Raw genomic sequence first — 21,064 nt, forward strand, 5'->3', positions numbered from 1 at the left:
TTGATTTTACATCGGTTAAACGAAATTGTGTGTTTCTGGATTGCTGAAAGATTTTTCTGAATGGAAAAGAAATGTTGGAAGGCTCGATTCGTCCGCAGGCAACCTGATAGAAGAGCGGCTGAAACATATGGTGATTTACCCTGTCGAGAACAATAACCTTTTTATTTTTATTGTTCAGCGTTTTTGCCAGCTGCAATCCCGCAAAACCTCCTCCAATGATGATAACCTTTTCGCGTGTTTCCATAATACACAAATTTACTTATTTTATTTAGTATTTTAGAGCTTAAAAAGTTAGTTTTGCAAAACTTTATGAGCCCTAAAAAGTACACCAAAAAAACTGCCAAAAGCATCCATAAAAAGAGACGGAAGAGATATTTTTTGCGTCGCATAATTGTATTGGCTATACTGTTGATTGCGCTTATCGGAACGGGTTTATATCTAAAGCAGTCAATCAGTTACTATTATGCTCTGTATTTTAATAAATTCACGCATAAGAAGCTAAAAAACAGTGAAAATGAAACTCTAAGGATTCAGAAAATCCTCACGAATAATTTAGATAAAACTTTTGGATTTGATATTTCTCATTATCAAAATAAAGAAGATATAAAATGGGATAGTTTAAGCATCGGAAATAAAACAATTCCGCTGGAATTTGTGGTGATGAGAGCAACGATGGGAAACCGTAATGCCGATAAAAATTTTGATGAATTCTGGGCTTCTGCAAAAGAGCATAATTTAATTCGTGGAGCTTACCATTTTTACAGGGCTGATGAAGATCCGATTATTCAGGCAAATAATTTTCTTGAAAATGTAAAGCTGGAAAGTGGTGATCTGCCTCCTGTTTTAGATATTGAAAAAATTCCGAGAACAAAATCCAGAAAAAAGCTGATTGAAGATTTAAAAGTCTGGTGTAAAATTGTAGAAGAAACGTATGGCAAAAAGCCAATTATTTATACGTATTATCATTATTACAAAGACTTTTTGAGAGGTGAATTTGATGATTACCCGATCTGGCTCGCCAATTATAATGATGTTCCTGAACCTTCTCCTGAAGACAAATGGCAGTTCTGGCAATTCACAGAAAATGGAATTGTCTATGGAATTAATTCTAAAATAGACCTTAATATTTACAATGGCGGAGACTGGGCGTTAAAAAGTTTGACTTTGGATTGAGTTTTTTGACAACATTTCACAAAAAAACCTTTACAATTTTTGTAAAGGTTTTTTTGTGAAAAGTCTTTAGTTATATGCAATAAATACCACAAACGGGTAATTGTTTGAAGCTGAATAATTTTCAAAATTTGTATTAGTAAATAAAAGGTTTAGAAGAGATCATTGAAACAATAATATCAGAATTAATAATCTAAAAAAACTATTATGAAAACTAAAATTTTATTGCTGTTTATGCTCGGATGTGTGGGAATGGCGTTTGGGCAAAATCAAGTACTTAAGAATGCCCGTATTGACACATTATCTACGAATGTAATTAGTGATTCTACACAACAAACTGAAAAACAAAAATTAATTTCAGAAATTAAAAATCGAATTTCTAAAGAAAATTCAGATTCAACGGAAATTGGTTTTTTTCATATAAGAAATTATGCTATTATTTTTAAAAATCGTTTTCCAGTAGATCAAATAGATGATTTCTCTACAATAAGAGAAGATATAGATAATCAAATAAAAAATAAAAACCTTTACACCAAGGTAGATGTTAAAGCAAATAAAGATCTAATTAGCGTTTATGAAAAAAGAATAAATGGAAAAAAAAGTAATGATACAATTGTTTTCGCACGAAAAGGCGAAGGACTTAAATTAGATATTGGGTATATAGATAGTGTTGCTGTAGCAATAAATGAGGGAGTCATAGAACATCTTCGGGTTTTTACAAAAGATGGAAATACATTTTCCAATACCGATTCTCCCATACCTTTGATTACGATTGAAAAAAGATTTAATGATAAATTATATAACCCTAGAGATAATAGCTTTATTTTTCTTAAAGATGCTATTTATTTTGAAGCAAATAGAAGATTTAACTATTTTCCTGAAGATGATGAATTAAAAGTGAAAAATACATTTAATAGTGATGGTACAATTACATTAGGATCTAAAAAGTTAGTTGCGAATAATAGTTTAAACTCATTGGTTAATTTACAGGTGTATTCAGATTTGTTAGCTGTTTTTGGAAATGAAGCAAATGGATTAATGCAACTCGAAGCTAATTCGAAGTTTTATCTGCATCGTGGTACATATCGGAATAAATATGTTTTCATGCCATTTGATGCCATTGAACCATTTTTCCATTTTAGCAGAATTGATAGTAAATTTGATACAATTGTGGTATCTTCTGCACAAGAGGTTAATAGACTCGAGCTTTTTAGAAGATACACTTATGCAGTAGGTGTTGATGCTAATATTATGAGGGCTGATTTTCGTCCCAATAACACATTTGAGATTAAACTTGGATACTTTTACAGTTCGAGTAAGCTAAATATTGGAGATAATAAAACCTCAATTGCATTGCATAATCCTTATGCAGAATTGGTTCTAAAAAGTAGAAAACTTAATAATTTCTCTTTAGATTTGCGCGCAAGGTTTATGTTTCAAAAAATGAATCCTAATGCATATATAGATAATGATGAATGGAATCAATTAGTTTCATTTAGGGCGGGAATTTGCTATTTTCCAAATAAAAAGAAAGCTGATAAAATATTTTTAAGATTTATAAATTATCTGAATTTATCTAATAGGAAAGAAGATTTTTCGTTACTTCAATTAGGTTTTAGTAAAGCTATATCTTTTTAACCTTAAAAATAATTACTTAACAAAAAAAACCTTCCAAACGGAAGGTTTTTATCATTTATCGATGATGAATTATCAATGATTACAAAGAAGCAGCATGAATCAACATATCAACCAATTTGTTTGAATAACCCATTTCGTTGTCATACCAAGAAACAAGTTTTACAAAGTTTGGAGAAAGCATAATTCCTGCATCTTTATCGAAGATTGACGTTCTCTTATCTCCTACGAAATCCTGAGAAACAACAGCATCTTCAGTGTATCCTAAAATACCTTTCAATTCACCTTCAGAAGCAGCTTTGATTGCAGCACAGATCTCGTCGTAAGAAGTCGCTTTTTCTAATCTTACTGTTAAATCTACTACAGAAACGTCAACAGTTGGTACTCTGAAAGACATCCCTGTTAATTTTCCGTTCAAAGAAGGGATTACTTTTCCTACTGCTTTTGCAGCACCTGTAGAAGAAGGGATAATGTTGTTCAGAGCAGCTCTACCACCTCTCCAGTCTTTCATTGAAGGACCGTCAACAGTTTTTTGAGTTGCTGTTGTAGCGTGTACAGTTGTCATTAAACCTTCTACGATTCCGAAGTTATCGTGAATTACTTTAGCCAAAGGAGCTAAACAGTTTGTAGTACAAGAAGCATTTGATAAGATTTTTACATCATCAGTAAGTTCTGTGTGGTTTACACCCATTACAAACATTGGAGTATCGTCTTTAGAAGGAGCAGAAAGGATTACTTTTTTTGCACCTGCAGCAATATGTTTTGCAGCGCTGTCTTTGTCAAGGAATAAACCGGTAGATTCTACAATGTAATCAGCACCGATTGCGTCCCATTTTAGGTTGCTTGGGTCTTTTTCAGCAGTAACTCTGATTTTTTTTCCGTTTACCACAAGATCGTTCCCTTCTACAGAAACTTCTCCCGGGAAAACGCCGTGTACAGAATCGTATTTTAACATGTAAGCCATGTATTCTGCATTGATAAGGTCGTTGATTCCTACAACTTCGATGTTGTCTCTTTCTGTCATTGCTCTGAAAACAAGACGACCGATTCTACCAAAACCGTTAATACCTACTTTAATTGTTGACATAGTGTTTTACTTTTTTAAAAATTATATTAAATAGATTAGATTGCTAAAATTTCTGAAATCAGTAGAAGATCTTTATTGATTTCGTTGTGCTTTTTAATGGCTTCTTCAATAGGAGTGTACGTTAAATCGTTAGAACGCATTCCAGCCATTACATTGGTTTCACCATTCATTAATCCGATTACGGCACCATAACCGAGTCTACTTGCCAAAACCCTGTCTGCACAGCTTGGCGAACCTCCTCTCTGCATGTGTCCCAAAACGGCTACACGAATATCGTAATCCGGGAATTCTGCTTTTGTTTTTTCAGCTAATTCGTAAACGTTGGCTAATTTTTCACCTTCTGCAACAACCACGATGCTTGAAGCTTTACCTGTTTTTTCAGCATTTTTGAATTTTTCAAACAAATCTTCGATGCTGTCTTTTCTTTCAGGTATCAAAATATCCAGAGCTCCGGTTGCCAAACCACTGTTTAAAGCAATAAATCCTGCATCACGACCCATCACCTCTACAAAGAAAACTCTGTTGTGGGAAGTTGCCGTATCACGGATTTTGTCAATGGCATCCATTGCGGTATTCAAAGCAGTATCGTATCCGATCGTATTATCAGTTCCGAAAATATCGTTGTCGATGGTTCCCGGTACACCAATTACTCTGATGCCGTATTCTTCATTGAAGATTTTAGCACCGGTGAAAGTTCCGTCTCCGCCAATACAAACCAGACCGTCAATTCCTAATTTCTGACAGTTTTCAAAAGCTTTTTTACGGCCTTCTTCGGTTTTAAACTCCATTGAACGGGCAGATTTAAGAATCGTACCACCCTGATTGATTATATTTTTTACGGAACGAGGTCCCATTTTAAGGTAATCACCGTGGATAAGACCATTGTAACCTTCTCTTACTCCGTAACATTCGATATTATAATAATTTGCGGTTCTTACCACCGCCCTTAATGCTGCGTTCATACCCGGAGAATCGCCTCCCGAGGTAAGAACTGCAATTTTTTTTACAGCACTCTCTTTCATCTAGTAAAAAATTTCAAACACAAATTTACGAAAACAAGTTCAGATAAGTGTAGCATTTTAGAATAACTTTAAAGAATGGGTTTTTATATTTATTTAAATGAATAGGCCTAAATTTAAGATTGTTCATCTCTTGTTTATTACAACACAGCAACAAATTAAAATCTGAAATTGCGATCAACATTCAATATTTACAGCATAGCAATTCATTGAGAAATAAATTTTTTAATATTTCTATATTATTAGAAATTAATATCTTGTGAATACCAAATTTAAAATCTTTAACTATGAAAAAATGTGTATTTTATGTACTCGCAGTTTTTGCGCTAAGTTCATGTTCCAGAGAAGAAATGCAGACCAATGCTGTTGAAGCAGAAATTGTACAGACAGATCCGTTAAGCGCAAGACAAATTAATGAGCAAATTAACCAGACTATTAAAACGAAAGGCAGATTCTCATGGAACGAATCTTCTTCCCATTTTCTGTGGAGCGGAATTGTTCAGGGAAATAAAATTGCTTCTATAGGTTTCGGAAATTCAAAAGATGATTTTGACAGAAGCAAATCTTCTAATTCTGAAGCTTTGCAACAAGAAATTTTAGATGTTATTCAACAATATGAAGGGAAAAATGAAAGAATATTGTTAGCTTCCGACGAGTTTTTAAATCAGATAGATGTTTATATCGAAAAGCAGGAAACCGTAATTGCCTTGCGAAAATTAAAATCGATCCGTTATTTTGAGCCTGCAGATTACCGTTATTTTGAAAATGAAAATAAAATTAATGGTGTTGCAGCAAAATCTAGCGGAAGTTCTTCTGGTTGCGGTCTTGAATCTACCTCTTTAAATGCATCAGATTACACTACAGTTTCCCCGAATGCAAAAGCGCCCTGGTCATTTGCCAAACACAATATTACCAGCGCATGGAATTACAGCACCGGAGCCGGAGTTACCATCGGATTGATCGATTCGGGAGTTTCTTTTAACCAAAGTTTATTGAGCGGAAGTTTTAATAACGGCTCATCTTCGGGAAGAACAATAAGTAAAAACGGAGTTTACGTAGATTCGGTTTGGCCGTGGAGTTCCGGTTATGACGGAGCTGATGATAAATGCGGTCACGGAACGAGCATGGCTTCTGCAATGGCGGCTCCGAGAAATAACCAGGGACAGCCTGTTGGTGTGGCTTATAATGCAAATCTGATTTCTTATCGTGCCGCTTCAAACGTTGTTTTAGATGGTTATCATGAGCAGGAAGGTGTGAAAATAGCCTTTACAAATCTCGGAAATACTGCAAGTGTAAAAATTATTTCAATGTCAATGGGACATATTTTCTCGGTTGGAAAAATTGAAGACGGTGTARAATATGCTTATTCTAAAGGAAAACTGATTTTTTGTGCAGGCGGAACTTCAACAAGCTTCACAACTTTTGTAGGTGTAATTTTCCCGGCTTGGATGCCCGAAACTCAGGCAATTACCGGAGTAAAAGAAAATACATCGAACCAAAAGTGTGATGTTTGCCATTCAGGAAGTGAGATTGATTTTACTTATCAGATGGAAAGAGCTTCGGGAAATAATATTCCTGTTTTAAGTTATTACAACGGGCAAACCGATTATGTGGGCGGTTCTTCTGTAGCAACGGCTTCCACAGCGGGAATTGCAGCTTTGGTTTGGTCTAAAAATCCATCATGGACGAGAGATCAGGTTTTAAATAAAATGAGACAGTCTGCAACATATTATCCAACAAAAAATGCAGATTATGGATATGGAAATATTAATGTTTTACAAGCTGTACAATAGATTTTACAATATCAAAATAAGAAAAATAAATTTTAAAAAAGTAGTGTCATAAGAAATGGCGCTACTTTTTAAAATATTCTCCTATCAACAATGATCAATAATACCTACTTTATGTGAAAACAGAATCACCATCTCCGGCTGAAACGTCAAATTTGAAGTCTTTAGGTAGGATGGCAGCTAGATTTTTATGAATCATAAAATTCCTGTTTCTTTCTTTCACGAATAAGAAATTTTTCTTTTCTAATTTTTTATTGATTTCATTATCATAGATTATAATATTTGTGATTCTAAATTTACTCAGGAAAATCATCATAACTTCAGCTATTTTAGTATTGTTTTTATTTCCATAAACAAACTGTAAAACTGCTTTTTGATTGCGTACTGTAAGCATTAAAACAGTATCTAAATTATTAAGATCGTAAATTTTAAGAAATATATTTTTAAAACTTTTGTCAAAATCTGAGAACAGATAATTATTGTTTTTGGTACCATTTAAAATCCAAGGATGACTTGTAATCATAGATTACAAGCTTCTTTAAGTAGCATCTGGGCAATTTTTTTTCCACGGTAATCGGGATGTACAAAGAGCGTACTCAGCCAACCGACCTTTACAGATTCATTACTAATCTGCATATGATCTGCTAAAATTCCGATATAACCTGCTAATTTATTTTCATAATAAGCTAGAATCAGAATTGTATCATTATCATTTACATGTGGATTGTTTATATGAGAAACTGCTCTGTGATATGATATGGGCAGAAAAGGTAAATCATGAAATTCTTTTGAATTTATAAAGTTGAGTAAAGCGGTTTTGTTAAGAAGTTTTAAAACAATCATATTCTAATAATTTGATTTTTATTAAAAATTTTTTTCAAATTAAAGTAATTGCTCTCAAAGTTGATTTCATCAGATGCAGAAAAACCATTTTCCATTGGAATGCGTTGTAAATTTTTAACTACACTGTCAAATTTTAAACCTGCAGTGCCTAAAGTAAATTTAAGGGTTTCGTTATCTTTAAAGAGCCTATCAAATAGGGATGTTTTTAAACCGAAATCGGTAAATGGAAATGCTATAGACTCATTGCTAAACCCATGTCCAGACATAAAGTCTATAGATTGTTGAATATTTTTGATTTGATCATTAATAGATAGTTCTGTTAAATATGGATGATCCCAAGAGTGTGCTGAGATATCAAAACCTTTATCTTGCAGATATCGTAAATCATCAATATTAAGGTATATTTTATTGTTTTCTAAATAATCATCAAAACTTAAATCAATATAAACGCTTATTTGATTTAAAAGATGTCGGTTTGTATATGATATGGCTTTAACTTTTGCAATTAAATCTTTTTTAGAAGCATTAGGTAACATAAGAAAATTTACTAATGAATCTGATGCTATAAAATTTTCACTTAGAATTTTTTCTATAATAAGGCTTACTTTTAATCTAAACATCATATCATCATTTTTTATAAATGCAGGATTTATATAATTTATAGCATAAATACCTTTTCTTAATAAAATAGGTGCTATAATGTCTCTGAATTCAATATATCCATCATCAAATGTTAGTAAAGCATATGGTTTATTCCTTTTTTTATCATGATTTTTTATAAATGCCTGCAAGTCCACAAATTCAAACCGAGTAGACATATAGTCTAAATCTTTTTCAAACTCCAGACTGTTTTTATAATTTATAATATGCTTAAGGTGTGGCAAATGTGTATCTGCAACACAGTGATAAACAGGAATGATGTAATCTAAAGGGAAATTTTTTTGTATGGGGCTGAAAGAATTTATCTTCTTTAAAAAAAGTTTTACCATTTCAATCATTAATGATATGTTTTATCTCTGAAGTTTAGCAAAATTAACTAAATAAATATGAAAAATTTTTTTTATTATTACGCACTTGTTATATATGTTTGTGAAATTTAATTAAAATAAAGTATTTAGTAATTATACTTAAAACTAAAAATACGTATTTATACGCTATTAAATACATTTTATCTGTAGTAGCTTTGTCATGTGATCACAAACCAATACAGGAAAGTTTTAGAAGATAATATTGATGTTTAATCTAGGTTTCAATAACATTTAATAAAATAACCTGTATAAAAACTTTAACCATGGAGACCAGAAACCATTATAAACGGGGCGAAATCCGAAAAGCCACAAGAGTAGGAAACCAAAAATATTAATCATGACAACAGCACAAGAATCATTAGTAGGAGGATGGACAGCGTATCACGCTCTTACACCAGAAGATCAAAAAGTATTTGACGAAGCAATGAAAGGATTCGTAGGGGTAAAATATACACCACAACTTGTATCTACACAGTTGGTAAACGGAACTAACTACCGTTACAAGTGTTCTGCATCTATGCCGCCTTCACAAGTGGTTTGGGAAGCAATCGTAGAAATTTACAGCCCAATTGAAGGTGTACCACATGTAGTTTCTATTACAAGAATCTAATTGTAACACTTACATATTATAATCGGAGGATTTTATCTTCCGATTTTTTTTTGCTCTAATTTGAATAAATAAATTTTTTTCACCCGATTTTCACACTCGTCATACTCAGCGAACCACCAATTAAATCATCATTAAATAAAACCAGATCTTCAGATTTATTTTTTAAACCTAAAGAATAGATCAACGGTAAATAATGATCAGGTGTGGGAATGGCGTATTGCAGCGAAGTTCCTTGTTTTTGATAATCAATCAGATGCTGAAAATTTCCGTCCAAAAGCCAGTTGTTGGTTTTTTCTCTGGCTTCAATTGCCCAGTCCCAACCCGCTCCGACAGTGTCGATATTTCGCCAGTCAATTAATCTTAGATTATGAACAATATTTCCGCTACCAATAATTAAAATCCCTTTTTCTCTTAATTTTTCTAATTTTTTAGCCAGATCAAAATGATATTGAGGTGGTTTTGTATAGTCAATACTCAACTGAATCACCGGAATATCGGCATTTGGATACATATGCTTGATTACAGACCAGGCTCCATGATCGAGTCCCCAATTGTAATCTTCTTCAACGATTGGATTCAGAATTTCTGCAATTTCGTGTGCTAATTCAGGATTTCCGGGAGCAGGATATTGTACATCAAACAAAGCTTGCGGGAAACCACCAAAATCATGAATCGTTTTGGGCATATCCATCGCAGTAACTTTTGTTCCATGCGTGAACCAGTGTGCAGAAATACACAAAATTGCATTAGGTTTCGGAATTTCATTCGCCACATTTCTAAAACCCTGTACAAACTGATTTTCTTCAATAGCGTTCATCGGAGAACCATGACCAAGAAAAAGGACCGGCATTTTCTGCGAATTTTTAAACTGGCTGCTGATGTTCTGTAAATCGATGAGATTCATTTTTTTTAGATTAAAAAAGGTTCAAGGTTAAATAATAATCCCTGAACCTTCTGATTTAAAAAACTAATTATTTCATTATTCCACGCTTCGTGGCTTCCAGAAATTTATTTTAAAATTAAGCTTGTTTTACAAACTGCAATTCACCTGCAATTTTCACTTCATCGCTTACCATTACACCACCTGCTTCAAGAGCTGCATTCCAGTTAAGACCAAAATCTTTTCTGTTGATTTTTCCTTCAAAAGAAAAACCCGCTTTTGTATTTCCCCAAGGATCTACGTTGATTCCTCCGAAATCTACATCCAAAGTAATTGGTTTCGTCACTCCGTTTACAGTAAGATTTCCGGTAACAGAATTATTAAGAGCATTAGACTCAAAAGTAATCGTCGGGTTAGCTTCTGCATTGAAAAATTCTGCAGATTTCAGGTGATTATCTCTGTCTGTATTGTGAGTAGAAATAGAATCTACATGAATTGTAGCGGTAGTTTTTGCATTGGCAAAAGTATCGTCTTCAGCTTCGATTTCTGCATTGAAGTTGGTAAAGTTACCTTTGATATTTGAAATCATCATGTGTTTTACTTTAAAAGTAATTTCACTGTGCGCTGGGTCTAAATTCCATTTTGTAGCCATTGTATGTATTTTTTGTTGTTATTTATTATTGCAAATCTAAGGTTAGAATGATCTCCGATTCATTGATTTAGGATAAGAAATTCATTTTAATATAAATTTACTATAAATTCTCCAATTCTTCATTAGCATTACGTATGTTTCTCTTTTGAAACCAGCTCTTTTAAAAAGGAAAATGTAAATTGTTGTTTTGGTGATGACATTTTAATGTATTCGTTTTTGAAGAATAAAATTCTTATTTCAGTTTTTTGAAATTCATAAATAATTAAAGAAAATAATTCTATTTTTGTTAGATAATGGAAAATAAATCCCCGTTTTTAGAAACTTTATTTCTTCTCAGAAAAGAAGGCGCACTCACTGTTTTTTCAGACCTTAAGACATTATCTGAAAAAGATGAAAAAGAAGCGGAAGATTTTTTCCAATCTGAATTTGAAAAAGAAAGATTAGAATTTTTATCTGACCAGGTTGCATTCAATAAAGAAGCTGCCATTTGGGCGGGGAAAATTTTGTATCACAGTGCCCAATTGTACTTAATAAGAAAAGATACGGCGAAAGATTTAGAAAAACTGATCCCGCAATATCAAGGTGAAAAAACTGTTTCCGCAATTTTATCTGCAGATTTATCGTTGAGATTTTTACCGCAGTTGCTTGTTGCGCTTCAGGTTACAGATTCTACCGATCCTTTAGTTATAATACTGGAAAATATTTTATATCAGTTTCATTATTCAGGAATTGGATTAGATTTAAATCTTGAAAAGATCAGTTGGGAAAAAGAATTAGAAGACAAAACCTACCGAAAATTATATCTTGAAAGAATCGTTGAAAAGAAAGCCTATAAGTTGGCAGAAATTCCTTATATCAATCAATTGTTGGTTGCAGAATTTGGGATGTATAAAGATGTTTTTTGGAAAGAATTAAAGAAAATTAATGATTAAAAAACTTGTTTTTCTTTGCTGAGTGAAACGCCTTTGCGAACGAAAAATATTTTCAAACATTTAAAAAAAAACTTTGCGCTCTTTGCGTTAAAAAAATAAAAAAAACAAATGACTCAAAACATAGAAAAATTAAACAAAATTCTCGCCTTTGTAAAAGACACTTTTGTCGGGAAAAATGATGTTGTAGATTTGCTCGGAATCTGTTTGCTGGCAAGAGAAAATGCATTTTTGTATGGTCCTCCCGGAACCGCAAAATCGGCGATTGTAAGAACTTTGGCAAGTACCGTAACAGACGGTAAAAACTTTGAGTATCTTTTAACACGTTTCACCGAACCAAACGAAATTTTCGGTCCTTTTGATATCAGAAAATTAAAAGAAGGAGAATTGTTAACCAACACAGAAGGAATGATGCCTGAAGCATCGATGGTTTTTCTGGATGAAATTTTCAATGCCAATTCCGCAATCTTAAATTCCCTTTTGATGGCTTTAAACGAAAAGATTTTCAAAAGAGGAAAAGAAACCAGAAAACTTCCCGCTTTGATGTTTGTTGGGGCGAGTAACGTTCTTCCGGAAGATGAAGCGCTGAATGCATTATTCGACCGTTTTTTGATCAGAATAAATGTTAATAATGTGAACCCTGATCTTCTTCAACAGGTACTTTTAGCAGGAAGAAAACTTGAAAATATTGCAGAAACAGAAACTCCTGAAATCTTTTCAGATGAAATAAGAGAACTTCAGAATTTGTGTAAAAGTATCGATCTGAAGCCTATTTATGAAGTTTACTTAAATACGATCATCAATCTTAGAAATACAGGAATTGCAATTTCCGACCGTAGAGCTGTGAAACTGCAAAATCTGATTGCGGCAAGTGCTTTAATTTGTGGTAGAAATGAAGCGATTCTTTCAGATTTATGGGTGCTGAAACATATTTGGGACATCGAAGAACAGATCGAAATTCTGGAAGGAATTATCAACAGAACGATTGAAAAAGACGACCATCCGAAATCTCATCCGCAAGCTTTTCAAAATAAAATTCCCAATCCGGAAGAAGTGATGAAAGATGTAAAAATCCTCATCGAAAAATGGAACAGCGGAGCATTGAGTTTTGAAGAGCAAAATGTAATAAAAGATAAATTGAGGTTTCTCCAAACCCGTTGTGACTGGATTAGAAATCCTGAACAAAAGCAATACATTCAAAAGGAAATAGAAAGTTTATGGCAGAAAATTCTTCAAACAGTATAAAAGCTTTCTGGGCTGAAATTCCGCTTGCTGATGAAGATTTTTTAGGTGCAATTCGTGACTGGAAAAACGTTCAGATCGCAATAGATGAAGAAACAATCTGGCTGAAAGGTTTTACCGATGAGCAGGCTGCCTCGTCGGAAATTCAGCAGTTGCCGAATTTTATTTTGTATGAATTAAGAGACGGACTTTTGTTCCGAAAAGATGCATTGGTTCCGAGTAAAAAAATGCGAACTGCTTTGTTGTGGAATCCGATTGATAAAGCTTTAAAGCTTACTTTTCCTATTTCAAATAACAATTTTTTTGGTATTGAAGAAAAGGTTGAGATTAAATTAAAACCTAGCGAAGAAGAACAGCCTGCAATCGCTTTGCTCTGCCCGATTTCTGAAATTAAAGAAGCAATTATTACCATCCCAAAATTCAAATTAGAAAAAGTGGATTGGATTGCCATTAACGATAACGCATTATTTATAGGAAGTCCATTATTAAGCTTTCCCGGAAAAACTTTTTGGCTGAAAGATGATCATCTTATACCAACAGGTTTCGATTTTGAATTTAAAAATATGAGTTCTTTATTGCAAAGAAAATATAATGAATGTAATGAGGATTGGCTTTTATGGAGCGAAAACGGAAGTGTTTTAAATATCAAAAAAGAAAATTTCAGAAAACTATCTGTAAGCTCATTTCGTCTGACTGAAAAATCTAAAGAATGGAGTTAAACGAATATTTCCAATCATACGACAATTATTTTTGGGAATGGAGGACTGATGATCATCTTTCTGAACTTAGTATTATCTACTTCCCAAATGTAATGACAACGGTTGCTTATCGCCCGTATATTATTGAAATTTTAAAAGAAATCCAATTACAAGGTTGGCCTCCGTTTGGTTCATTATTATTAGTTTTATATGTAACTCAGGATAAATTTGCTGATATTGAATCGCTGTTTTCTGAACTTAATCGTTATGTTGAACGAACAGAAACTAAAGAGTTGTTGGCAGAAGCGATAGAACTTCTCAAAAAGCTATATAATTTGCCAGAAAAATACACGATAAAACAGAATAAAATTACACTTTTATTAACTGTCTTTTCCGAGAATAGAATTGGAGTTTCTTATAAAAATGCAGAACAGTTATATGATAGATACATTAAGAAACCTAGTATTATCGAAGAATGTACGAATAAACGAAACTTTAATTATGAGATATTTAGAAAAGATATTCGAACATTAGCATATATCAACAGAAAGTTTTCTACCACCGAATCTATTATTGATGCAATGAAGGGTTTTGGAGAAATTGTTGATCTGGAAGATGAGGTTGTGGAAGAAGAAACCACCGTCGAAACCAACAAAGATTTCATTCAGGAACTCATCGAAGAGCCAAAAACTTTCCAGGTCGGAAGCTTAATTAAAAGAATCTGGAGCGGACTGAAAATTTCGATGCGGCATCTTTCTCCCGGTGAACAGCCGATTGGCGGAGTTTCGGATATGACCAATAAAGGCGATTTCAGCAGAATGCTTTTGTCTGAATTTGCCAATGAAGACGAGGTTTTTATGAACCGCGTTGCAAATAATGAAGCTTTATACATTCAGCGTGAAATTCCGCCTGAAGAAAATGTTTTTGAAAGAATTATTTTAATAGATACTTCCCTGAAAAACTGGGGAACTCCGAAAGTTTTGGCGTTTGCATCGGCAATTGCGGTCATCAAACATCCAAAAGCACATTCTGAATGTAAGGTTTTTGCTTTAGGGCAAGATTCAATTCCAATCAAACTTGATCAAGTGGAGGAGGTGATTGATCATCTCAATATCGTAAGTCCGGTGTTGGAAGTTTCTCAATCATTGGAAAAATTTCTCAGTGAAGAGCATACCGAGAAAGATCTTGAGATTTTTTTCATTACCCATCAGGAAAATTTAGAAAATCAAAAGCTACAGAAAGTCATTCACGAAAACAGAGATCGCCTGAAATTTTTGGTGGCAACGTCTGCAGAAGGCGAACTGAATTTTTACAAACATCATAAAGGAACAAGAAAGCACATTCAAAAAATTGCTTTACCGCTGAAAGAATTGTGGGCAAATCCGCCAAAGAGAAACCAAAAAGGGAAAAATAATAAATCGTTGAAAAGTAAAAAAGCTGATGTTCCATTGAATTATCCTATTTTATTCCCAATCTCAAAAAATAGAATTGCAACATTTTTATATGAGGGTGAATTTTTTATTTTAAGTTCAAAAAAACAATTGCTTAAAACCTATTTATCAGACAATTATTATAATAAAAATTATTACGATCAGTATAAAATTCATCGCGGTTGTGAGGTTTTGTTTGAAAATATTTCGGTAAGACCAAAAGGTCAATTTGCTTTAGCCAAAAACAAGCAACAACAATTTATTTTATGTCATTATCAACCAGATAAAAAACTAATTTCAAAATTAAATTTAAATACAAAAGAATATTCAGAACTAAATTTGTCGGGGCATAAAATTCCTCATCAGCATAAATTGATCTATTTTGATAAAAATTTTTATTTACACCAAATTGAAATTCCTTACAATTATAGGATAAACATTGATGGTGATATTTTTTTAGAAGAAACTTTCGATAAGATTAATGAAATGGATAAAAACAGTTCAAAAGTTGAAACTGAGCTCAATAAACTGAATAATATTGGTGTTGAAATTTTAAATAATTTCAACAATGTAGGTATCAACACTGAATTTGGTTTAGTGATTTCTAATAATGAATTGACTAAGAATTATGATAATTCATTAGTCTTTTATAGAAATAAATATCCAATAAAAATTTTTGCCCAGCAAAATAAAAACAGGTTTACTTTTTCTGAAGGCAGCGAAATTATTACAGATTCTCGAGGAATGTTGACTTTTAAAAGTAGTAATCAAAACATTCCGGAATTTTATATTCCATCAACAGAAACTGAATATTTAGCTTTGGCTAGCTATACCGAATTCGGAGGTTCAGAATATTATTTGCCCGAAACCACTTTGCTGAAAATAAGAAAAATGGAAGACATGATTTTGGAATATATCGAACCGTTTATTCATCAAATTGTAGAATATGGAACTGAGAATTAAACCTTTTCCGAAAAATAATTATCCTAAAAAAGGGCTTTTAATTAAAGGTTCTTCACCATTGATCTGGTTTAATGAAATGGAAATTTTAGGAATAGATTTAAACGAAGTTCAGTCATTTCCTATTCCTTCCAACGAGCCGAATGTTTTGTACGGTTGCTTTTTGATTTTTAAAAATTTTGCCCCTTCAGAAATTGGGAAAAATGCTTATTTTCAATGTGTTGAAGACAAATTTTTCATCCCTGAAAACACTATTTTTTATCCTAAAATAAATCCTGAAGATTGGCAAAACATCAATGCTGAATTTCTGGTCATGCATCCTGAATTTGGGTTAGTAAAATTAAACGAGGAAATCGACTGGATTTCATTAATTAATAATCCGAAACAAGCAGAAGATAAGATTCGAAAACCATCAAATGGTGTACAAATTCCTGCCGAAATAAAAAGTTTTATGGTGGAAATGGATGATGACCAGGTGATGGAAGCGCTTCAAAAACCGCAAACAGAAGAAGAATGGATGAAAAACCTGCCTTTTGATATGAAAAAAGTAATGGCAGGAAATAAAAAAGAAATCGAAAAATATTTAAAATACATTGAAAAATATCCTGAAAGAGCCGTAGAATTGGGTGTTCCGCTAGATATAATGGGAACTTCAAGAGGAGACGGTTTTGGTAAATTCAAATTTGGAAACTGGTTTCAAAACTTTTTTAGCAGAAGCGGCGATTCTTCAGGTGAAAGTTCGGGTTCGGGAAATTACCGTTGGGTATTTTGGGTTTTTATCATTTTAATTGCAGCAGCCAGAATCGGTTTTCAGTTTACTAAAGATAAATCCGATGAACATCTGAGTTCAGGAAAAGCTCAACAGGCAAGCGAAATCGGGAAGGTTTTAGCGTTCAAATCCGGCATTACCGATATCGATATAAAAATTGATTCTATTTACAGAAAACGAAGAGGAAAATTGATGAATGATTTTGCACTTGCCAACTCAAAATATTCAAGAGGGAAATCGATGTCTGAAGTAGAAAAAGATGTAGAAAAATACAGATTTGATGAAGCCAAAACCAAAGATTCCCTCAAAACGATTTACAATAAAAAGATTGTAAAAGTAATTACCGAAAATACAGAAAAACTGCAGCAAAAAATAGCAGATTCCATCAAAAAAGAAGGAAACGGAATTCCTGCCGATAAAGGTGTCGTGAAAAAAGTGCTGAATAAAAAACAGATTCTGATGGCAGATTCTTTAGGCAAACTTTACGGAACAATTGAGCTGCCGGTTTCAGAAATGGATGAAAATTCCCAGGYTTATCTTGAAAAAAATAACAGCAGCGCAGATGATAAGTTAAAAGATGTTTCGGTATCAGAAATTTTTTGGTTGATTGTTTTAATGACGGGCGCTGTAGGATTATATTCGTTTGTTTTTAAAGATAAAAAAATACATTTTGGTGGCGAAAATATTCCTATCGATATCAAAATTTTTCTTATCGTTATTTTGATCGTGTTGCTGAGCTATATTTTTTATCCGGTCATCGAAATGTTTGGTTACAACTGGTTTGTCTGGGCTTTGATAATTTGTGTAGCACTGCTTTTGTACAGGCTTTTCCGGGAAGATAAAACCATTTTAAAATCTGAAGATAATGAATAAGCAGAAGTTTATTGATAAGTTTTTAAGAGCACTTGTGGTTTTGGCGTTGATTAAAATCATTGCAATTTTTGCTGAATTTTTTCAGAAAACATTTTGGAGCGTGATCGGAAATCTTGTAATTTTCATTATTGTTTTGGCGATCATATTTTTTGTGGTGATTGCTCTGGAAAGTAAAGAAAAATCGGGAAATTCATCAGGAAGAAAATCTAACGGAGGAAATTTTTATCTTGAGAACTCATTATTTGACAGGATCAGAAATAAATACGAAGAATTGGCAGAAAAATACATTGCCGAAAAAGATTTTACAAGAGCTGCAAAAGTATATATGAATTTGCTGAACGATAATTATCGTGGTGCAAAAACGCTTGAAGACGGCGGTTTGTACAATGAAGCCGCTGTGATTTATCTTAAAAAACTCAAAAATAAATCGGAAGCAGCATCCTGTTTTGAAAAAGCCAGGCAATATCAAAAATCGATTGAGTTGTACAAAGAGCTTGAGCAAAAAGAAAAAGTAGGCGATCTTTACATGCAGATTAACGATACCAAAAATGCGAATTCTTATTACCAAATGGTGGTTGATGATTATGTAAGCAATGATCAGATGGTAAAAGCTTCTCTTATTTACCGAAAAAAAATGGATGTTCCGGAAGAGGCGCAGAAAATTTTACTTCAGGGGTGGGAAGAAAATAAAGACGCATTCAATTGTCTTAATAATTATTTTGTGAATATCAATAACGTTGATGATCTGAATCATAAAATTCAGGATTTATACATAAAAACTCCTTACGAAAAGAAGCTGACTTATCTGGAAGCAATGAAACATGAATTTAAAAAAGATGTAAAATTACAGGAAATCACAAGAAATATTGCCTACGAAATCATTGCTGAAAATGTAGAAAAACATTCTTCAATTATCAATGAACTGAAACATTTCAATCCAAAAGATGAGGTGATTTTGAAAGATATTTCGAGATACAAAACGGGAAGAAACAAGATGTTTAGAAATTGATTTTTCCTCGTCATTGCGAGGAGCAAAGTGACGAAGCAATCTCAAAGTAAATTATCCAAAATAGATTACTTCACCTTTGGTTTGCAACGACAAAATAAAAAACTTTTAAGAAAAACATTTATCTTTGCCTCAGTAAAATTATGACAATACAAAGAGCACATATCAGTTTAAATCTATGCGATCGCCCTGTAGTAAAGGGATCGTTCGGATATGAATGGATGCTGTCGGATGAGGCGAAATGTGCTTGCTTTGAAAATTATTTACTGTAAACTCGTAAAAATTTAACCAAAATACTGCAGAAACGCCTCGATAATCGGGGCGTTTTTTGTGTTTTTTAGGATAGAAATTATTTAGAATGAAAAAAAATAACAATAAAAGAGAAAATTATTTAAACAAAAATGAACAATTAACAAGAAAATAAAGCGTGATAAGTAACCCGATGAGAGACAGTCATTTAGGTATTTAAGACATCTGCAAAAATATTGCAGACAGGAATTTTCTATTTTAAATTTTAGTTATAATTATTTGATTTTCAAATAATTAAGTGAAAAATAAATTTGCGAGTTAAAAAAAAATCATCCTTACTTTGCAACCGAAAATTAAAAGCAACACGATTTTAATCTTTCAAAAAACAGTTTTAAACAACAAGAATAAAATGAAACAATTACATAACATATCTAATTTATATTCAGGAGTACATGGACAAGAGCCCATGAGAAAAGGATATGCTTGTATTATTCTTCTTGATCGTAAATTTGTGGATAAAAGGTGCTTATATAAATGGGTCAGCTAATGAACTGACACGTCAAAAAATATAAAGCGCCTCCCGAAAAGAGGCGCTTTTTTTATGGTTTCTCTAGCTTATTTGGTAAAGCGTCGGTTTGTGGCACCGGAGAACAGGGTTCGATTCCCGGAGATACCCAAAAATGTGAATAGTCAATGGTGAATTTTATTTCGTAAGTGAATTTTTAGATTGACAAGCAAAGCAAATTGACGATTGCTTATTCACAATAAAAAACAATCTCATAGCTCAATTGGTTGGAGCATCGACCTGATACGTCGAAGGTTGAAGGTTCGAATCCTTCTGGGATTACAAAAATGTGAAAAGTGAATGGTGAATTTTGTTTCACAAGTGAATTTAAAATTGACAAGTAAAGCGCATTGACAATTGCCAATTCACAATAAAACAATCTCATAGCTCAAATGGTTAGAGCACCGGTCTTTTAAACCGGGGGTTTAAAGTTCGAGTCTTTCTGGGATTACAAAAAAGTGAAAAGTGAATGATGAATTTTGTTTCACAAATTAAATTTTAAAAAAAAATTGACAAGCAAAGCGCATTGACAATTCACAATTCACAAATATAAAGGTTTATTGAGGTAATGGTTAACCTTCCCGACTGTCTCTCGGGCACTGCGAGTTCGATTCTCACATAAACCGAAAAGATTCACGGAAATTTTCAAATCCGACTGTCTCTCGGAAAGAATTTGAAGTGAATCTGCAAAACTGGAAAGATAACGGTGGTTGTTTACCCGCCTTGGACGCGGGAGGTCATAGGTTCGAATCCTATTTTCCAGACCATTTGCTCCATTCGTCTAATGGTTTAGGACGGCTGCCTTTCGAGCAGTAGATAAGAGTTCGATTCTCTTATGGAGTGCAAAAAGTGAATGGTCAATAGTGAATTTTACTTCGTAAGTGAATTTAAAAAATTGACGAGCAAAGCGAATTGACGATCGACTATTCACAAATAAAAACGATTTCGTAGCTCAATGGGTTAGAGTATCGGTTTCATAAGCCGAAGGTTGAAGGTTCGAGTCCTGCCGAAATTACAAGAAAAGTGAATGGTCAAAGGTGAATTTTGCTACGCAAGTAAGTTTAAAAATTGACGAGCAAAGCAAATTGACGATTCACTATTCACACTAAGTTAATTGTTTCAAAAGAGAAAAAGAAAAGGCTTGTCGAGAGCAGAAGATCTTTACGCCAAAAACACGATATAATATAGACAGGCTTTTTCTCAACTCACTTTGAAACTGGAAATAAAAGATGAAAGTTTTAAACATAATATAAATTTTAGATAAAATAAAGTTTGACAAAGCGCAGGAGTTCTTATATCAAACAAAAATTAAGACAGGCTTTAATTTTTTAATGAAAATTTTAATAAAAAAAGAATAATCATAAAGGTGAAAAATTACTCATTACCCATTACTGATTATTCATAAAAACGATGGTTCGCCGAAGTGGAAGAGTCGGGGCGGTCTGCAAAACCGTTGCGTAAGCTGAGTGGGTTTGAATCCCATAACCATCTCAAATAACTAAAATGAGATTAGTTCCGAAGAAAAAGAAAAAGTTTGTCGAGCGTAGAAGTTCTTACATCAAACTAAAAATTAAAGACAGGCTTTGTTTTTCTTCACAAGTAAGAAGTTAGATGTTAGAAATTAGTAAG

General features: G+C 33.0%; 18 protein-coding genes and 7 tRNA genes. 17 read left to right on the forward strand and 8 right to left on the reverse strand.

Going from position 1 to position 21,064, the window contains the following annotated elements:
- A partial coding sequence (locus tag AB4Y90_RS07365) for an FAD-dependent oxidoreductase (protein ID WP_441556773.1) occupies positions 1-244 on the reverse strand: 244 nt, incomplete at its 3' end.
- 65 nt (positions 245-309) lie between these two features.
- On the opposite strand from AB4Y90_RS07365, the gene AB4Y90_RS07370 reads away from it, so the two are divergent.
- Together AB4Y90_RS07370 and AB4Y90_RS07375 are read left to right on the forward strand one after the other, a co-directional pair.
- Positions 310-1,173 carry a glycoside hydrolase family 25 protein gene (locus AB4Y90_RS07370; protein WP_441556774.1) on the forward strand — a complete coding sequence of 288 codons (864 nt, stop codon included), beginning with the start codon at positions 310-312 and terminating at the stop codon, positions 1,171-1,173.
- A 204-nt stretch (positions 1,174-1,377) separates the two neighbouring features.
- Complete coding sequence (locus AB4Y90_RS07375) at positions 1,378-2,808, forward strand: hypothetical protein (protein WP_441556775.1); 1,431 nt, start codon at positions 1,378-1,380, stop codon at positions 2,806-2,808.
- Positions 2,809-2,887: 79 nt separating this feature from the next.
- Here AB4Y90_RS07375 and gap read toward each other — a convergent pair whose 3' ends face one another.
- Positions 2,888-3,892 carry a type I glyceraldehyde-3-phosphate dehydrogenase gene (gene gap / locus AB4Y90_RS07380; protein WP_441556776.1) on the reverse strand — a complete coding sequence of 335 codons (1,005 nt, stop codon included), beginning with the start codon at positions 3,890-3,892 and terminating at the stop codon, positions 2,888-2,890.
- A gap of 35 nt (positions 3,893-3,927) precedes the next feature.
- Positions 3,928-4,914, reverse strand: coding sequence for a 6-phosphofructokinase (gene pfkA / locus AB4Y90_RS07385; protein ID WP_441556777.1), 987 nt, complete (start codon positions 4,912-4,914; stop codon positions 3,928-3,930).
- A 284-nt stretch (positions 4,915-5,198) separates the two neighbouring features.
- On the opposite strand from pfkA, the gene AB4Y90_RS07390 reads away from it, so the two are divergent.
- Positions 5,199-6,704: a S8 family peptidase gene (locus AB4Y90_RS07390; protein WP_441556778.1), complete on the forward strand. Its 1,506-nt coding sequence runs from the start codon at positions 5,199-5,201 to the stop codon at positions 6,702-6,704.
- A 109-nt stretch (positions 6,705-6,813) separates the two neighbouring features.
- Here the strand turns inward: AB4Y90_RS07390 and AB4Y90_RS07395 are convergent, their stop codons facing one another.
- From AB4Y90_RS07395 to AB4Y90_RS07405, 3 genes are read right to left on the reverse strand one after another with little or no spacing between them, the layout of a single operon-like run.
- A complete protein-coding gene (locus tag AB4Y90_RS07395; RefSeq protein WP_441556779.1) occupies positions 6,814-7,224 on the reverse strand; it encodes a hypothetical protein in 411 nt (136 codons plus the stop codon).
- Positions 7,221-7,544, reverse strand: coding sequence for a GNAT family N-acetyltransferase (locus tag AB4Y90_RS07400; protein WP_441556780.1), 324 nt, complete (start codon positions 7,542-7,544; stop codon positions 7,221-7,223). Before AB4Y90_RS07400 ends, AB4Y90_RS07395 begins: the two co-directional genes overlap by 4 nt.
- A complete protein-coding gene (locus AB4Y90_RS07405) occupies positions 7,541-8,542 on the reverse strand; it encodes a polysaccharide deacetylase family protein (RefSeq protein ID WP_441556781.1) in 1,002 nt (333 codons plus the stop codon). Before AB4Y90_RS07405 ends, AB4Y90_RS07400 begins: the two co-directional genes overlap by 4 nt.
- A gap of 367 nt (positions 8,543-8,909) precedes the next feature.
- Between AB4Y90_RS07405 and AB4Y90_RS07410 the strand changes: the two genes are divergently transcribed.
- Positions 8,910-9,182 carry a hypothetical protein gene (locus AB4Y90_RS07410; protein ID WP_441556782.1) on the forward strand — a complete coding sequence of 91 codons (273 nt, stop codon included), beginning with the start codon at positions 8,910-8,912 and terminating at the stop codon, positions 9,180-9,182.
- Positions 9,183-9,261: 79 nt separating this feature from the next.
- Here AB4Y90_RS07410 and ygiD read toward each other — a convergent pair whose 3' ends face one another.
- Together ygiD and AB4Y90_RS07420 are read right to left on the reverse strand one after the other, a co-directional pair.
- Entirely contained in the window at positions 9,262-10,086 is an 825-nt protein-coding gene (gene ygiD, locus AB4Y90_RS07415; RefSeq protein WP_441556783.1) for a 4,5-DOPA dioxygenase extradiol, read from the reverse strand.
- Between the two features lie 115 nt (positions 10,087-10,201).
- Entirely contained in the window at positions 10,202-10,714 is a 513-nt protein-coding gene (locus AB4Y90_RS07420) for a YceI family protein (protein ID WP_441556784.1), read from the reverse strand.
- 293 nt (positions 10,715-11,007) lie between these two features.
- Here AB4Y90_RS07420 and AB4Y90_RS07425 point away from each other — a divergent pair, with 293 nt between their 5' ends.
- The 13 genes from AB4Y90_RS07425 to AB4Y90_RS07485 all read left to right on the forward strand — a co-directional run bounded on the left by AB4Y90_RS07425 (position 11,008) and on the right by AB4Y90_RS07485 (position 20,926).
- Positions 11,008-11,646 carry a hypothetical protein gene (locus AB4Y90_RS07425; protein WP_441556785.1) on the forward strand — a complete coding sequence of 213 codons (639 nt, stop codon included), beginning with the start codon at positions 11,008-11,010 and terminating at the stop codon, positions 11,644-11,646.
- Between the two features lie 108 nt (positions 11,647-11,754).
- A complete protein-coding gene (locus AB4Y90_RS07430) occupies positions 11,755-12,888 on the forward strand; it encodes an AAA family ATPase (protein WP_441556786.1) in 1,134 nt (377 codons plus the stop codon).
- Positions 12,861-13,604 (forward strand): hypothetical protein, encoded by a 744-nt coding sequence (locus AB4Y90_RS07435; RefSeq protein WP_441556787.1) that lies wholly within the window; start codon positions 12,861-12,863, stop codon positions 13,602-13,604. Before AB4Y90_RS07430 ends, AB4Y90_RS07435 begins: the two co-directional genes overlap by 28 nt.
- Positions 13,595-15,976 (forward strand): hypothetical protein, encoded by a 2,382-nt coding sequence (locus AB4Y90_RS07440; RefSeq protein WP_441556788.1) that lies wholly within the window; start codon positions 13,595-13,597, stop codon positions 15,974-15,976. Before AB4Y90_RS07435 ends, AB4Y90_RS07440 begins: the two co-directional genes overlap by 10 nt.
- Complete coding sequence (locus AB4Y90_RS07445) at positions 15,960-17,615, forward strand: APC family permease (protein ID WP_441556789.1); 1,656 nt, start codon at positions 15,960-15,962, stop codon at positions 17,613-17,615. The genes AB4Y90_RS07440 and AB4Y90_RS07445 overlap by 17 nt, the downstream gene beginning before the upstream one ends.
- Entirely contained in the window at positions 17,608-18,624 is a 1,017-nt protein-coding gene (locus tag AB4Y90_RS07450; protein ID WP_441556790.1) for a tetratricopeptide repeat protein, read from the forward strand. The genes AB4Y90_RS07445 and AB4Y90_RS07450 overlap by 8 nt, the downstream gene beginning before the upstream one ends.
- Before the next feature lie 849 nt (positions 18,625-19,473).
- A tRNA-His gene (locus AB4Y90_RS07455) sits at positions 19,474-19,547 on the forward strand.
- Positions 19,548-19,643: 96 nt separating this feature from the next.
- Positions 19,644-19,717 (forward strand) — tRNA-Ile (locus AB4Y90_RS07460).
- A 95-nt stretch (positions 19,718-19,812) separates the two neighbouring features.
- Positions 19,813-19,886 (forward strand) — tRNA-Lys (locus tag AB4Y90_RS07465).
- 241 nt (positions 19,887-20,127) lie between these two features.
- A tRNA-Pro gene (locus tag AB4Y90_RS07470) sits at positions 20,128-20,202 on the forward strand.
- 3 nt (positions 20,203-20,205) lie between these two features.
- Positions 20,206-20,278, forward strand: a tRNA-Glu gene (locus AB4Y90_RS07475).
- A gap of 98 nt (positions 20,279-20,376) precedes the next feature.
- Positions 20,377-20,450, forward strand: a tRNA-Met gene (locus tag AB4Y90_RS07480).
- 394 nt (positions 20,451-20,844) lie between these two features.
- Positions 20,845-20,926 (forward strand) — tRNA-Cys (locus AB4Y90_RS07485).
- The last annotated feature ends 138 nt before the right edge of the window (positions 20,927-21,064 follow it).

Origin of the sequence: Chryseobacterium sp. 2TAF14, assembly GCF_052115105.1 — a bacterium.
GTDB lineage: Bacteria > Bacteroidota > Bacteroidia > Flavobacteriales > Weeksellaceae > Chryseobacterium.

Excerpts from the sequence above, each read along its gene's own strand:
- AB4Y90_RS07370 (WP_441556774.1), top strand. The coding sequence starts at position 310 with ATGAGCCCTAAAAAGTACACCAAAAAAACTGCCAAAAGCATCCATAAA.
- AB4Y90_RS07375 (WP_441556775.1), top strand. The coding sequence starts at position 1,378 with ATGAAAACTAAAATTTTATTGCTGTTTATGCTCGGATGTGTGGGAATG.
- gap (WP_441556776.1), bottom strand. The coding sequence starts at position 3,892 with ATGTCAACAATTAAAGTAGGTATTAACGGTTTTGGTAGAATCGGTCGT.
- pfkA (WP_441556777.1), bottom strand. The coding sequence starts at position 4,914 with ATGAAAGAGAGTGCTGTAAAAAAAATTGCAGTTCTTACCTCGGGAGGC.
- AB4Y90_RS07395 (WP_441556779.1), bottom strand. The coding sequence starts at position 7,224 with ATGATTACAAGTCATCCTTGGATTTTAAATGGTACCAAAAACAATAAT.
- AB4Y90_RS07400 (WP_441556780.1), bottom strand. The coding sequence starts at position 7,544 with ATGATTGTTTTAAAACTTCTTAACAAAACCGCTTTACTCAACTTTATA.
- AB4Y90_RS07405 (WP_441556781.1), bottom strand. The coding sequence starts at position 8,542 with ATGATTGAAATGGTAAAACTTTTTTTAAAGAAGATAAATTCTTTCAGC.
- AB4Y90_RS07410 (WP_441556782.1), top strand. The coding sequence starts at position 8,910 with ATGACAACAGCACAAGAATCATTAGTAGGAGGATGGACAGCGTATCAC.
- ygiD (WP_441556783.1), bottom strand. The coding sequence starts at position 10,086 with ATGAATCTCATCGATTTACAGAACATCAGCAGCCAGTTTAAAAATTCG.
- AB4Y90_RS07420 (WP_441556784.1), bottom strand. The coding sequence starts at position 10,714 with ATGGCTACAAAATGGAATTTAGACCCAGCGCACAGTGAAATTACTTTT.
- AB4Y90_RS07425 (WP_441556785.1), top strand. The coding sequence starts at position 11,008 with ATGGAAAATAAATCCCCGTTTTTAGAAACTTTATTTCTTCTCAGAAAA.
- AB4Y90_RS07430 (WP_441556786.1), top strand. The coding sequence starts at position 11,755 with ATGACTCAAAACATAGAAAAATTAAACAAAATTCTCGCCTTTGTAAAA.
- AB4Y90_RS07435 (WP_441556787.1), top strand. The coding sequence starts at position 12,861 with ATGGCAGAAAATTCTTCAAACAGTATAAAAGCTTTCTGGGCTGAAATT.
- AB4Y90_RS07440 (WP_441556788.1), top strand. The coding sequence starts at position 13,595 with ATGGAGTTAAACGAATATTTCCAATCATACGACAATTATTTTTGGGAA.
- AB4Y90_RS07450 (WP_441556790.1), top strand. The coding sequence starts at position 17,608 with ATGAATAAGCAGAAGTTTATTGATAAGTTTTTAAGAGCACTTGTGGTT.